At 54.7% G+C, this 11,970-nt stretch carries 14 protein-coding genes; 8 read left to right on the top strand and 6 right to left on the bottom strand.

The features are described 5' to 3' along the window. Positions 1 to 14: 14 nt before the first annotated feature. The gene (locus tag WYH_RS16625; RefSeq protein ID WP_046904182.1) at positions 15 to 842 is read right to left on the bottom strand and encodes a universal stress protein; all 828 of its coding nucleotides are present in this window, start codon (positions 840 to 842) and stop codon (positions 15 to 17) included. A gap of 262 nt (positions 843 to 1,104) precedes the next feature. On the opposite strand from WYH_RS16625, the gene WYH_RS13095 reads away from it, so the two are divergent. From WYH_RS13095 to WYH_RS13105, 3 genes are all read left to right on the top strand, one after another. Next, positions 1,105 to 1,584, top strand: coding sequence for an Hsp20 family protein (locus tag WYH_RS13095; protein WP_046905174.1), 480 nt, complete (start codon positions 1,105 to 1,107; stop codon positions 1,582 to 1,584). Positions 1,585 to 1,707: 123 nt separating this feature from the next. Further along, positions 1,708 to 3,219, top strand: coding sequence for a Na+/H+ antiporter NhaA (nhaA, locus tag WYH_RS13100; RefSeq protein ID WP_046904183.1), 1,512 nt, complete (start codon positions 1,708 to 1,710; stop codon positions 3,217 to 3,219). A 578-nt stretch (positions 3,220 to 3,797) separates the two neighbouring features. Then, positions 3,798 to 4,532: a Crp/Fnr family transcriptional regulator gene (locus WYH_RS13105; RefSeq protein ID WP_046904184.1), complete on the top strand. Its 735-nt coding sequence runs from the start codon at positions 3,798 to 3,800 to the stop codon at positions 4,530 to 4,532. A 25-nt stretch (positions 4,533 to 4,557) separates the two neighbouring features. Here the strand turns inward: WYH_RS13105 and WYH_RS13110 are convergent, their stop codons facing one another. Next, positions 4,558 to 5,250: a hypothetical protein gene (locus tag WYH_RS13110; protein ID WP_179945415.1), complete on the bottom strand. Its 693-nt coding sequence runs from the start codon at positions 5,248 to 5,250 to the stop codon at positions 4,558 to 4,560. Further along, positions 5,250 to 5,912: a BON domain-containing protein gene (locus WYH_RS13115; protein WP_156320141.1), complete on the bottom strand. Its 663-nt coding sequence runs from the start codon at positions 5,910 to 5,912 to the stop codon at positions 5,250 to 5,252. Before WYH_RS13115 ends, WYH_RS13110 begins: the two co-directional genes overlap by 1 nt. A gap of 198 nt (positions 5,913 to 6,110) precedes the next feature. Here WYH_RS13115 and WYH_RS13120 point away from each other — a divergent pair, with 198 nt between their 5' ends. Continuing rightward, complete coding sequence (locus tag WYH_RS13120) at positions 6,111 to 6,902, top strand: two-component system sensor histidine kinase NtrB (RefSeq protein WP_082347992.1); 792 nt, start codon at positions 6,111 to 6,113, stop codon at positions 6,900 to 6,902. Between the two features lie 283 nt (positions 6,903 to 7,185). Here the strand turns inward: WYH_RS13120 and WYH_RS13125 are convergent, their stop codons facing one another. Continuing rightward, complete coding sequence (locus WYH_RS13125) at positions 7,186 to 7,680, bottom strand: Hsp20/alpha crystallin family protein (RefSeq protein WP_221232186.1); 495 nt, start codon at positions 7,678 to 7,680, stop codon at positions 7,186 to 7,188. Between the two features lie 303 nt (positions 7,681 to 7,983). On the opposite strand from WYH_RS13125, the gene WYH_RS13130 reads away from it, so the two are divergent. From WYH_RS13130 to WYH_RS13135, 3 genes are all read left to right on the top strand, one after another. Beyond that, a complete protein-coding gene (locus tag WYH_RS13130; protein ID WP_046904188.1) occupies positions 7,984 to 8,442 on the top strand; it encodes an Hsp20 family protein in 459 nt (152 codons plus the stop codon). A gap of 188 nt (positions 8,443 to 8,630) precedes the next feature. Continuing rightward, a complete protein-coding gene (locus WYH_RS17395; RefSeq protein ID WP_082348109.1) occupies positions 8,631 to 9,134 on the top strand; it encodes an NADH dehydrogenase ubiquinone Fe-S protein 4 in 504 nt (167 codons plus the stop codon). A gap of 29 nt (positions 9,135 to 9,163) precedes the next feature. Continuing rightward, positions 9,164 to 10,195 (top strand): TerC/Alx family metal homeostasis membrane protein, encoded by a 1,032-nt coding sequence (locus WYH_RS13135; RefSeq protein WP_046904189.1) that lies wholly within the window; start codon positions 9,164 to 9,166, stop codon positions 10,193 to 10,195. Positions 10,196 to 10,245: 50 nt separating this feature from the next. On the opposite strand, the gene WYH_RS13140 is transcribed toward WYH_RS13135, so the two are convergent. Next, on the bottom strand, positions 10,246 to 10,908 hold the full coding sequence (locus WYH_RS13140; RefSeq protein ID WP_046904190.1) for a BON domain-containing protein: 663 nt from the start codon (positions 10,906 to 10,908) through the stop codon (positions 10,246 to 10,248). Between the two features lie 297 nt (positions 10,909 to 11,205). On the opposite strand from WYH_RS13140, the gene WYH_RS13145 reads away from it, so the two are divergent. Beyond that, a complete protein-coding gene (locus WYH_RS13145; protein ID WP_218917146.1) occupies positions 11,206 to 11,679 on the top strand; it encodes a Dps family protein in 474 nt (157 codons plus the stop codon). 96 nt (positions 11,680 to 11,775) lie between these two features. Here the strand turns inward: WYH_RS13145 and WYH_RS13150 are convergent, their stop codons facing one another. Beyond that, positions 11,776 to 11,937 (bottom strand): hypothetical protein, encoded by a 162-nt coding sequence (locus WYH_RS13150; RefSeq protein ID WP_218917147.1) that lies wholly within the window; start codon positions 11,935 to 11,937, stop codon positions 11,776 to 11,778. Positions 11,938 to 11,970: the final 33 nt, after the last annotated feature.

Genomic DNA, 11,970 nt, shown 5'->3' on the forward strand with positions numbered 1-11,970 from the left:
TTAAGGGGGCAGGCTTAGCGAGCTAGCAAGACAGGCACACGTGCATCCTCAATAAGGTCGCGAGTTACGCCACCAAGGAAGATCTCGCGAACGCGTGAGTGGGCATAGCCACCGATCGCTATGAGATCCGCCCCATTTTCCAATGCGAATTGCTCCAAGACATCTGACACAGAGAGGCCACCCGAGACTTCACGGTGAACCTCGACCGCGAAATCATGGCGAGCAAGATGTCTGGCGATGTCACTTCCCGGTGCTGGGCCATGTCCCTCTGGAGTAGGTTCGGGATCCACCAGAACGACATCAACTCGAGCCTTGGTTTGCGCAATCAGCAGCAGTTCTCGTGCTGCGCGGCGTGCTTCCCCTGAGGCATCCCAGCCAAGGACGACGTGATTGATCTGCTCTAGGCTGGAGTTCTCCGGAAGAATCAGCACGGGCCCTCCAAGGGAGAGGAGAACCGTTTCGATAATATAGCGACGCAATTTCTTGTCATCATAGGCATTTGAAGGACCAACCAAGACTATGTCCGCATAGCGGCCCTCCATTCGCAACGTTCCATGCGCGAATCCTGGATCATCCGCCATGCCCCTGACTTCGACGGGAACCGCTGCGCCGTGCAGGGTCTGCTTCAATTGATCGAGCTGGGCTTCCTGATCAGCATGCATCTCGTGGAGAGCAAGGGGATATACGTCGAATGGGTAGAGGCCAACCAGGCCATAAAGATCTCGCGTCAGCAACTTTACGGCCAGATGTGCCTCATGGGCCTCGGCGAACTTGACCGCCCTCTTCAGAAAGCTTTTCGACGCCTCGACGTCGTCCACAACTGCAACCAGATCCTTCAGCATCGCTCGGCCTTCCTCAATGTTCGTTCGGTCGAAAACTCTCTTGGCAGCGACATTGATGAAGTTGGCTACAGCTACACTGACTTAGGTCAGGGCAACCAGATATGATCCAAGCTTAGGCTTGCCTCCACTAATCTTGAAGTTGAATTGAGCCGTCCTAGATCCTCTAGGCCGGATGCTGCTTTCGGGTCCGGTGGACATAGAGAGCGCCGGCTCTCACTTCCGGCGTTTCTCATGCCCAGATTGCTCACAGGAGGATTTGGAAATGAGAACAAGTATCGATCTTACACCATATCGGCGTTCGACCGTCGGTTTCGATCGCCTTTTCGACCTGCTTGACAATGGGGCAGGTCATGACGTCGCCGGAGACTATCCACCCTATGATCTCGTGCAGCTAAGTGAAGGTAACTACCGCATTGATGTCGCGTTAGCGGGATACAAGCGAGAAGACGTCGAGATTGTTGCGCAGCAGAACCTGCTCACTGTGAAAGGGGAGCGCGGGCAGGAGAATGAGCCGGGAGAGATTTTGCATCGGGGTATTCCTATGCGCTCCTTCGAGCGCCGTTTCCAACTTGCAGATTTTGTGGAAGTTGAGGCGGCAAAGTTCGAAAATGGCCTTCTCAGCATAACGTTGAAGCGCGTGCTCCCTGAGGCAATGAAGCCGCGCAAAATCGAAATCAGCTCTGGCGAAGCAATGCCAAGTGGTCTCAGTGCGAAAGGGGCCCCAGAACCAGAAGCTGTATGACTGTCGGACATAGACGCTCGCTGATCCCATCCTGGTGATGGGAAACGCTGAGCCGTGCCAGAGGAGTGGAGGAATATTCGCAATCTGCTCTTTTGGCGTCCAGTGGAACGCGGATGCTAAGGTATGGAGAATCAGTCCGAAGTTCGCATAGCCTTTGGGGCGCCGAAGCCCCTTTCGCCCTTTATCCATCGTCTCTTGTCGCCAGCTCAGCAGTTCCAGAAGACGGAGTTTGCTGGGGGTGCGGTTCTGCTGATCGCAACGATCTTTGCCCTCGTTTGGTCTAACTCTCCATGGAAGTCGGCGTATTTCCAACTCTGGCAGTCGCCACTGTCATTGCAATTGGCGACTTTTCAATTGTCCAAGCCCTTGCTCCTGTGGGTCAACGATGCCTTGATGGCGGTGTTCTTTTTCGTCATCGGCCTCGAAATCAAGCGTGAGATTCTGGCCGGTGAATTGGCAAACCCGCGCAATGCCTTTCTTCCCCTGATTGCCGCATTCGGCGGAATGATCATTCCCTCGGCGGTCTATGCCGCCACTGTTCAACTGATGGACGGCGGCCAAGACGCACTTCGCGGATGGGGTATTCCAGCTGCCACGGATATCGCGTTTTCTCTCGGCGCCCTTTCTCTTCTCGGCGCGCGGGTTCCAGCATCAGCCAAGGTCTTTCTCACCACATTCGCCATAGCGGATGACATAGGTGCGACACTGATCATTGCCCTTTTTTATACTGGCGCCGTCAAGGTTGGCGCCCTTCTCTGGGCAGCATTAGCCCTTTGCATTATGTTCGTCGGCAACCGGCTCGGAATCCGCGCTACGACATATTATGCGATCTTGGCCTGCGGCGTGTGGTTCGCATTTTTGAAGTCTGGCGTGCATCCAACCATCGCAGGCTTTCTGGCTGCTTTCGCCATTCCTTCCTTTCGTCGCATAGAGCCGATGAAGTTCTTGGATGATGCGCGCAATGTTCTCGATGAATTTGAGAAGTCGATAATCAGTCGCGAGGACAGATATCAGGAAAGATCATCTCAGGCCCAGCAGTCCCACTTCGCTTCAGTCGAACGGTCGGCAAGGATTGTTCAAACGCCCTTGCAGCGGCTGGAGGCTGCGCTCCATCCGTGGGTAGCATTCGTGGTTCTTCCCGTCTTTGCCCTTGCCAACGCGGGAGTCACTTTCCCTGCAACACTCGATTCTATCTTGGCGCTGATGTCGCACCCAGTCACGCTAGGCGTTCTGGCTGGTCTTGTGATCGGTAAGCCTTTGGGAATTTACGGAGCAACAGTGCTCGCTGCGAAGACCGGATGGTTTCAGCTTCCCCGGCAACTGGACCGAACACATCTCCTTGGCCTCAGTTTTCTGGGCGGCATCGGTTTCACCATGTCCATCTTTATCGCTTCCGTCGGTTTTGGATCAGGACATGGCGGAGGGCAGGGTGCTGGACATTTCGAAGCTGCAACATTTGGACGTGGCCAGGAATACAGCCACCATGCTGGTAGCCCTGTTGAATCCTCAGCGGCCAAACTGGGCATTCTCTTTGGTTCGATTATAGTGGGTGGGATCGGTGTGGGCGTCTTGTCCCGAAATTCTCATCGGACCGCTCGTCGAGATGCACAAAGAGCCACAAAGTCGAGCGATTGAGAGGCAGATGGAAGCCTTTTGAGAATCGCGCGCATTGATTGAATGGCGCAATCCAGCATGAGAGCTGCGCAATCGTGCTGAGCTGTTGACCTCTCCTCAGTTGCGACCTCGATGAGGGACGCAAGCAGCCAGCTTTCATCGTCAGAAATCGTTAGCTCGTCGCCGACCGAAATTGGACGTCGCAGATGACTCTCATAAAATGTCATAACGCTATCGAGCGCGGGGACAATGAAGTCCGCACCGTGAGGGGCAAGGGCACGGAAGAGGCAAGGTTGCGGAAAATGTCCATCATCTCGAGCCTTCCGCCAACACCTGATTGCGTCAAGTATGAGAATCCGGTGTGAAGTGGTGGCCGCTTGGCGCGACTGAGCTTGATCTGACACTCTCTGCTCCTCCCTGCATCCTCAGGCATCGATATTGTTAGCCGCTCATCGCTTCCCGTCCCCACCGTTAGCTCTAGATTTAAGTTCCCGACCCAAGGTGATTGAACGCGCACAAGGGCAGCAGGGTAACGCCATGTGACTTGTGTCCCCCTATGTGCTATCGCGCAAATCGCGATCACCGATACGGGTAGATGAATGAACTTTGTGCCTTGCGATGAATGTGCTCTGCGGCAGCTTGCTCGCTTCAAGCGGTTTTCGGCACCAGAACTCGCCTATGTTAAAGCACTCAAGAGTGGGCAGATCGAATTGCCTGCTCGTCAGACGATCATCGAGCCCGGCGCTTACGATGATCGTCTCTATACGCTCTATTCGGGTTGGGCGTTCCGGTATCGCCTGACGTCTGAAGGGCAACGGCAGATCATCGAAGTGCTGCTGCCGGGCAGCTTGATCGGCCTCCAGCAACTCATGCTTGGCCATTCGGATAGCGGCGTTGAAAGTCTTACGCCGGTGACACTGTGCGTCCTCTCCGGGCGTACGCTTAAGCAGCTTTTTGTCCAGTTTGGAGACCTTTCGGACGCAATGGTCTTGGCACTGATGGAAGACCAGCGTCGCGGGGACACGAGACTCGCACTGGTATCCCGTCTTCCTGCCCCCGCCCGCCTCGCGTATTTCCTGCTCGAGTTGTTTGATCGGTTGGTCGCGCTCGACATGGTCAAAGGCGATTGGTGTTATTTTCCGCTTCAACGACGCCACATCGCCGACTTGCTCGGGCTTTCTGATACCCATGTGAGCCGATCGATGAAGGAGTTGCGACAACGGCACCTTGCTTCGATTGACTCGAGTTCTTTGAGCATATTGGATCGCCGGCAGATGACCGCATTTTCGGGCTACATGATGCCTGAAAAACATGCACCGCGTTTGCTCTTGTAGCATGTTACGGTCGATCCAAGACTAATCAGTCCAACCAGGGGTCTGGCTGGATGCGGGCGAGTGGCAAATCGTCTAATGTCTTTTTCAGCTCGATCTCGTGCACATGGACGTTCCGCGCGCCGTTTCTCCGCATAATCGCTTGAGCACGCTCCTCAGCCTCTGCCGCCCTAGCACGAACAAAAACGACAAGGCCTCCGCGCCAAAGATCGCGTTCCAATGTATCTGGATCCATACCCTTGGTGAGAATCTTCCGAACGGCATTTGCCAAGGCTGCGCCCAGTAAACCTCCGCCTGTGCTTGCAGCAATCACAGCCGCCAGCGCGCCACCGGACGCCACAACGGGGGCACCAACCGCCAAAGCTGAAACTGTAATAAGCGTACCAAAGACGAGGCCCGTAACGGACACTTCCTCGTCATCGGTAACAAGCTTTCGACGCGGGAGGTCTGGAATTTCTGACAGAACTGCTGGATCGGGATAGATGGTCGGCAGTTGCTGGCGGATCGTATCCCAACTCGCCATCAGATCGATGTCACTTCTATCGAAGCCAGCGGTTGTCAGCTCGGAAACCATGCTTTCCAGAAGGTCTTGATTGAAAACTGTTCCAACGACCTCACGTACGCGGACTTTCTCTAATGCTTGATCGTTTTCTCCGGAGGGAGAACCTGAATTGAGGCCGGAATCATCAGAAGAGCGGTCTTTTTCGCCTTTGTTAGACATCACGCTGCTGTTCCAACTTTGATATGGTTCGTGACCTTCGTCACACCCGGTGCAGACCAAGCGCTTCTTTCGGCTTCCCAGCGCTCCGCCCAGGAGTTCACTTCCCCGCTTAGCACGACTTCGCTTCCGTCGGTCTCAACCTTGATTCGTTTGGCTTCGACCTGTGCGCTGCGCGTCAGGGCGTTCTCGATCTTTTCCCTGATCTCGTATGCTTGCGCTTTCGGCTTCAAGGTAACGAGATTGACGAGATTTTTGATACCCTCGGTGGGGCGGACAGCATCTTCCGCAGCTTCTCGCTGAAAGTTCCATTCAACTGCGCCCTCAATAGTGACGACTCCCTCCCGGACCACAATCTTCAAGTTGTCGGCCAATTCCGGAAGCGCCGATCTGATCGCGCTTATCGCTGCTCTCGCAATTTCCGGGTCAGTTTTCTCATCTTGAGTACGGAGTTTGACCGTTATGTCATTCGCTATCGCACTGACGCCCTTCACACGCTTTGCCGCACGTTCAGCCCTGTTCCGGTCTGAATAGGAATGTGTGAAGCCATCTAGCGTGACTACCCCATCCTTCACCGACACGAGGATGTCGTGCTGGAATTCAAAACTGGGGTCCCAATTGATTTCTGCTTCGACATCCTGTCGGACCTCCGCGTCCGGTCTCACAGCGCACTCCATCTCATTTTTGACCGGATATCTTATGTGCAGCCTTGGCTGAGCCGGCCCTGACATACCTCAGTTTGGCAAATTTCCTTCTCAGATAGAGTGGCAGGACTGACGAAATCCGACACGGCCCCGAGTTTGCGTCACGAGCAAGATCGGCTTGCTCAGAACTCGCAAGAATATCATTTTTGTGGAGTAATTATGGAGCCTGGTATCAACGACCTGATCGCTAGACCCGACGCTTGTGCTCCGCCAATGGTGGACGCACTGCGAGCGCGAAGTGTGGCGCATGACTTGCGCAATGTCCTTGCCATTTTCTCGGCCGGCATCAGCCTTCTTGAGCGCTCACACGGCCCTACCGCGCGATCATTGCGAATTTTCGATGGCCTACGCGATGCGGTCTCTCACGGAAATTCACTGGTCAGTGAAATTCTTGGTAGTCCAAGGACGGCAGTGGATCGAAGGGAGAAGATTGGGCCTTGCACCTTTCTCTCAAACCTCGAGGCACTAATCGCCGGTGCGCTTCCGAGTGGAATTGAATGTGAACTTGAATGCGGGGGTTCAGTTTGGCCGGTCGAGGTCGATCCAACCAGTCTGAAATCGACCGTGCTAAACTTGGTCGTGAATGCTGCTGAAGCGATGCCGGAAGGCGGGGTGATCAGAATCACAGCGAAGAATACGGAATCGGATGAGAGTGTCCATCATGGGTTGTCGGGAAACTTCGTAAAGCTCGAGGTCAGAGATGACGGAGTGGGCATCCCAGCTGAGTTATTGAAGCATGTGCTCGAACCGTGTTTTACCACCAAGTCTGAAACTGGCGGGACGGGGCTCGGCCTTACTCAGGTCCAAAGATTTGTCGCTGAATCCAATGGGCATTTCGCCGTTGAAACCCATGAGGGAACAGGAACGACCATGATCATTTATCTTCCGGCAGCGGATGTTGCAGGAACGACAGGCGGCTGCCGCCCCGCCGGCAGCACACAATCCTTTTGATGATGGAGTAACATGTTCCAATGGCCAGCACGCAGAATGATCCTCCGAACGGCACTGATCCTCGGCCAGGTGTAAAGCCTCCTGGGAGTCGTAAGAACAAGCAGCCAGAGATTCCCAACTCTCAAGGGATCGATCCGGTGGATGAGGCCGGCAAGGAGTCATTTCCCGCTAGTGATCCACCAAGCTGGGTGGCGGGGCGAGATTCTCGAGCCTAAGGGTGAACTGCCGCCCACTGTCTGATGCAGCGTCGGTGAGCGGCAGAACTCACATAAGTTGGAAGATGCTATTTGGCGTTGATCGGAATGTGCCGTGTAGTTTCGATCGCTTCGGCCGATCTTGGTATTTTCAACGTCAGAACGCCGTTTCCGAAGCTTGCCGACGCCTTGTCTGCCTCGGTGCCGGCCGGCAGGGTGATGCGCCGCTCAAAAAGACCGTAGCTTCGCTCGGAATACCCTTTATCCTTCTCCTCAACCGAAGACTTCTTCTCGCCCCGGATAGTAAGCAGCTGGTTCTCGAGAGTGATTTCTACGTCGTCCTCATGCACTCCAGGTAGCTCAGCAGAAATCTGAATTTCCTTATCGTTCTCGGATATCTCGAGCTTTGGAAAGTCCGCATAGCGCGTCAACTGCTCAAGAGCTGGCCCACGATAGCCGGGAAAAAGATCGTCAAAGAGTCGATTCATTTCGCGATAAAGCGAACGAACCGGGTCGTTTGACTGATCCTGTGCGACTACAGAGTTGTTGTTGCCTGGTTGTCCCCAGGGCATCAGATCACGCATGGCCACTGCCTTTCTCCTCAGGATTGCTCATCACTCCGCCGCCCGAGCAAATGCCGATGCAAGGGTTGCGCGTCATGGCATCGCGGTGATTGCGGGCTCCCGCTCTGATCTATCTCAGCTCGAGGCGTAACGATTTATCGTAAGGTCTGAGCGTAACCTTTGTGACGCGATATGCCCCTTGAAGTCGTCTTTGCGGCAACTAGCTAATTATTGGCTGGGTGCCGTATGGACCCAGTGGGATCAGAGGGCATCGGCTCCCTCCGGTGCCTCTCATGTCCGAATTGCTCACAGGAGGATTTGGTTATGAGACTAGACAAAACTACGAGTGCGAGGCCTTTCCGGTACCCCTCTGCTGAACCGGAGACCATCAACGGTTCTGGTCGCGTCACGGGCCCTTCGTTTCCCCCTTTCAACATTGAGCGGCTTGGTGCCGACTCCTACAGGGTCACTCTTGCCCTGGCAGGCTTCCGTCCGACCGATGTCGAAGTCGTAAAGCAAGGCAATCTGCTAACAGTCAGGGGCAGCAGTGACACCGATGGGAAAGACAGGGAAAGTTTTCTTCACCGCGGCATCATTACGCCGCCGTTCGTCCGACAGTTCGAACTCGCAGACTTCATGGAGGTTTTGTCCGCAGACATGCGTGACGGCCTTCTCGTGATCGAACTGAAGCGCGAGATCCCCGACGCACTGCGTCCGCGACGCATTGAAGTCCGCTCTGAACCGGCGACTGGTGCTGGGGGCCAGGGGCACTCGCCAAGCTGAAGAACACTCCATGACTGGTGCGCATGCTGCTTCGCAGCTGCGTATCCGATGACCTTGAGGAGGAAAGTAAAATGGCTGTGGCACGATCGAAACCTGCTTCAAAACTGACTTACACGCCGACTTCTCCAGAGTTCGGGAGTATGTTGGAGACAGCTGTCGGTGTCCTGGGCAACGATAATGAAGAGCCCATGCATATCGGTACAAAGCCCAACGAAGACCCAGCTTGGCTGCGGCACAAAAGTTCGATCCCCGATGGAGCATCGGCGATCATCGAGCCTTACCCGGAATCGGTGGCTCAGCACGGCGGGCGCGCGCGAAAGAACGAGTGGCGCTTGCGATTCGAGCCGAGGGAAGAACCGTTCGTCGACTGGCTAATGGGCTGGACAGGCGGGAGGGATCCATTGATCCATGTCGATCTGCGCTTTCCCGATAAGGAGTCCGCACGAGATTATTGTGAAAGGAGAGGCATCAAATATCGCGTACACGAACGCCCCAAGACTCGACCTAAGCCGGTAGCGCGACAGGCATTCCAGATGGAGTCGGTGCTGGCACCTTGTTGCTCGCCTACCGGTCCCCATGCGCTGTGCTGCGGCAAGTTCCCGTGCATAGACGTTCAAGGCTCTGACGATGGCGCGCAACGGCAGCACGAAAGCGCTCCGTCCGGCTCTCCAGTAAAGTCCAGAACCTCGTGAGCGTTGGATCGCAAGGGGCTTAGTGTGAGATGGCCGATGCAAATATCCTGGCATGGCTTGGCACGAGCGTGGCGGGCACGCCGCTGTGGGCGTGGAGTCTTTTCGTTACGCTCGTGCTTGGTTTGCTTGCGCTCGATCTGGGTGTCTTCCACCGCGGCGAACGTGTCATAGGCCTACGCGAGAGCCTAGCGAGCAGCCTGTTCTATATAGCTGCGGCACTGTGTTTTTGCGGCTGGATATGGTTTTCGTTTGGTTCGCAGGCCGGCTTGAGCTTCCTGACCGCATATGTCCTTGAGAAGAGTCTTTCCCTCGACAACATCTTCGTTTTCTCACTGATCTTTGGATACTTCACGATACCCGCCACGCTTCAGCACAGGGTCTTGTTTTGGGGTATTCTGGGCGTCCTGGTTTTGCGGGCGCTCCTCATTGCCGCAGGCACCGCCTTGGTGCGGGAGTTCTCATGGCTGCTAACGGTATTTGGCATCCTCCTGATTGGGGCTGCTGTCCAAATGTTTAGGCATGACGAGAGAAAGTTTTCGTTCAGCCAGACGAGGATTGTAGACAATTTTCGTCGCTGGTTCCGAGTGACGGACCAGTTGCATGGCCGCGCGTTTTTTGTACGGTTGACTGACGACTCTGTGCCTTCAAGACACCGCTGGTTCGCAACGCCTCTATTCTTGGCCCTTTTGCTGGTTGAGTTTGCGGATGTTATCTTTGCCTTTGAAAGCGTTCCTGCCGTATTGTCTATTACACAAGAACCATATTTGGTTTATACATCAAATATATTTGCTATCCTTGGCCTGCGTGCAATGTATTTCGCGATATCTTCCGGGATGGAAAAGCTACAATACCTGAAGCACACGCTGGCCCTGATCTTGATGTTCATCGGTGGCAAGATCCTGTATCAGGACTTTGGTGGGCATGTAGAGCCGCTGATTTCACTGAGCGTGACGTTGTTTCTCCTGATCGGCGGAATTGTGTATTCCTGGTGGCGAATGCGAGAGGCTGGCAAAGCTGGCTCGGCGCAGCAGGAAAAGGCGAGCAGTGAAACGCTCGTCTAAGACCTTGAAAATGATACCCGCGACCTGGTCGATCGCGGGTATCATCCTGCTCACGGCTTGATAGTAATCTTGTTTTGGACGCTCGTCACACCGGGCGCGGCCCAGGCAGAGCGCTCGGCTTCCTGACGCTCTGCCCATGAGCGTACCGAGCCCTTTAGGGTGACCTTCCCGCCATCGGTTTCGACAATTACGCCTTCGGCGTCGATTTGCGCACTTCGTACCAGCGCATCTTGGATCTTTTTCTTCACTTCGACGGGGCTGACCCGCGGCTTAACTACGATGACATTAGATACACTTTTCACGCCCGGTATCGAGCGAACTGCTCTTTCAGCCCATTCCTTCTGGTAGTGCCATTCGACTGTTCCTTCCAGCGTGACCGATCCGTTTTTAACTACGGCTTTGATCTTATCGGCTACTATCGGAACTTCCCGCGCAATGCTTTTTACGGCGTCGGAGGCGATTTCCGTGTCGAGTCGCTCAACCGTAACCTTTACTTGAATATCATTCGCAACCGCCTTTACACCGCCAACCCTTTTTGCTGCCTTTTCTGCGTAATAAGAGTCCATGAAGGTGTTGGTTGTTCCAGCCAGTGTGGCTATACCTTCTTTGACTGTAACCGCGATACTTTCATGATGCTGGATAGAGGGATCATATTTGATCTCCGCTTCTATGTCCTTTTTTATGCTTTCATCACTACGAAACGGTGTCATCATTGCTCTCCTTCAACAGAAGTCTGTGGCGATCACTCACCACAGGGCTGGATGGCGTGCAGCGAAGAAAGTGTCGCTGAGCCATGTCAGCCCAGCAGAGGAGGAGGGAACATATGATGGGCCGGCCAATACCTGCTCGGAACTGACCTATATCAGGCCTTCTTCCCATATTTTTGCTATGAAATGTCGCGTTCGAGGACGAGTCGGATGCCGCAGTATCGCGAGGAGTTATTGATCTCAGCGAAGCGCTTCGACCCGCTGCCTTGAAGTCACCCTTGCTGTCAGTGAAGGAGACTGGAATTGGCGGTCGCAACCGGAATCTTAGAGGAAAAGCAGATTGTCATTGTCGATGGTTTGAAAAAACTATTGGCCGACACCTATACGCTCTACCTGACCACCCATAACTTCCATTGGAACGTGACCGGGCCGATGTTCACTAGCCTGCACGCTATGTTCATGACCGAGTACACAGAGCTGTGGAATGCGGTCGACCCAATTGCCGAGAGAATCCGGTCTCTTGGTAGTTCTGCACCGGGTTCATATGCGGAATTCGCCCGCCTAAGTTCGCTTCCAGATGCTCCTGCTGATCCGCCTGAGGCGACTGATATGGTCAGAATCCTGGCTGAGGGGCATGAAGGTGCGGCGAGGACGGCGCGACGACTTGTTCCTGATGCGGAAGAGGGAAATGACCAAGCCACGGCTGACCTCGTGGTTGGACGGATTGGTGTACATGAAAAGACCGCCTGGATGTTGCGGTCGATTCTGAAGCAATAGATCTGCCCCGATCTGGCTTGGTACACCTGTCCGGCGCAGCCATGGTCCGCCGCCCCCACCCCCCGTCAGGCGGGCCATGGCTGCCAAGCTCTCTCACTATTCAAAATCCGGTGGATTGAGGGCTTGGTCGGCTTGCTCTAGCGCATCAATCAGCGCTGCCACACGACCGGCTGGGAGATGATGGCCATCGGATATCAACGCCTCGTCGTTTGCTATCCAGTTCATCGCCTCGGTCAACTCTGCGGACGTTGCATTCATACTGTTGATTTCCACTGAGAGCTGACCCGGGAG

It is taken from the genome of Croceibacterium atlanticum (genome assembly GCF_001008165.2).
GTDB lineage: Bacteria > Pseudomonadota > Alphaproteobacteria > Sphingomonadales > Sphingomonadaceae > Croceibacterium_C > Croceibacterium_C atlanticum.

What these genes read in the sequence shown, in the direction of transcription:
- WYH_RS13120 (WP_082347992.1), top strand. Translation starts at nt 6,111, where the DNA reads ATGGAGCCTGGTATCAACGACCTGATCGCTAGACCCGACGCTTGTGCT.
- WYH_RS16625 (WP_046904182.1), bottom strand. Translation starts at nt 842, where the DNA reads ATGCTGAAGGATCTGGTTGCAGTTGTGGACGACGTCGAGGCGTCGAAA.
- WYH_RS13105 (WP_046904184.1), top strand. Translation starts at nt 3,798, where the DNA reads ATGAACTTTGTGCCTTGCGATGAATGTGCTCTGCGGCAGCTTGCTCGC.
- WYH_RS13135 (WP_046904189.1), top strand. Translation starts at nt 9,164, where the DNA reads ATGGCCGATGCAAATATCCTGGCATGGCTTGGCACGAGCGTGGCGGGC.
- WYH_RS13150 (WP_218917147.1), bottom strand. Translation starts at nt 11,937, where the DNA reads ATGAATGCAACGTCCGCAGAGTTGACCGAGGCGATGAACTGGATAGCA.
- WYH_RS13130 (WP_046904188.1), top strand. Translation starts at nt 7,984, where the DNA reads ATGAGACTAGACAAAACTACGAGTGCGAGGCCTTTCCGGTACCCCTCT.
- nhaA (WP_046904183.1), top strand. Translation starts at nt 1,708, where the DNA reads ATGGAGAATCAGTCCGAAGTTCGCATAGCCTTTGGGGCGCCGAAGCCC.
- WYH_RS17395 (WP_082348109.1), top strand. Translation starts at nt 8,631, where the DNA reads ATGCATATCGGTACAAAGCCCAACGAAGACCCAGCTTGGCTGCGGCAC.
- WYH_RS13095 (WP_046905174.1), top strand. Translation starts at nt 1,105, where the DNA reads ATGAGAACAAGTATCGATCTTACACCATATCGGCGTTCGACCGTCGGT.
- WYH_RS13110 (WP_179945415.1), bottom strand. Translation starts at nt 5,250, where the DNA reads ATGTCTAACAAAGGCGAAAAAGACCGCTCTTCTGATGATTCCGGCCTC.
- WYH_RS13125 (WP_221232186.1), bottom strand. Translation starts at nt 7,680, where the DNA reads ATGCGTGATCTGATGCCCTGGGGACAACCAGGCAACAACAACTCTGTA.
- WYH_RS13140 (WP_046904190.1), bottom strand. Translation starts at nt 10,908, where the DNA reads ATGATGACACCGTTTCGTAGTGATGAAAGCATAAAAAAGGACATAGAA.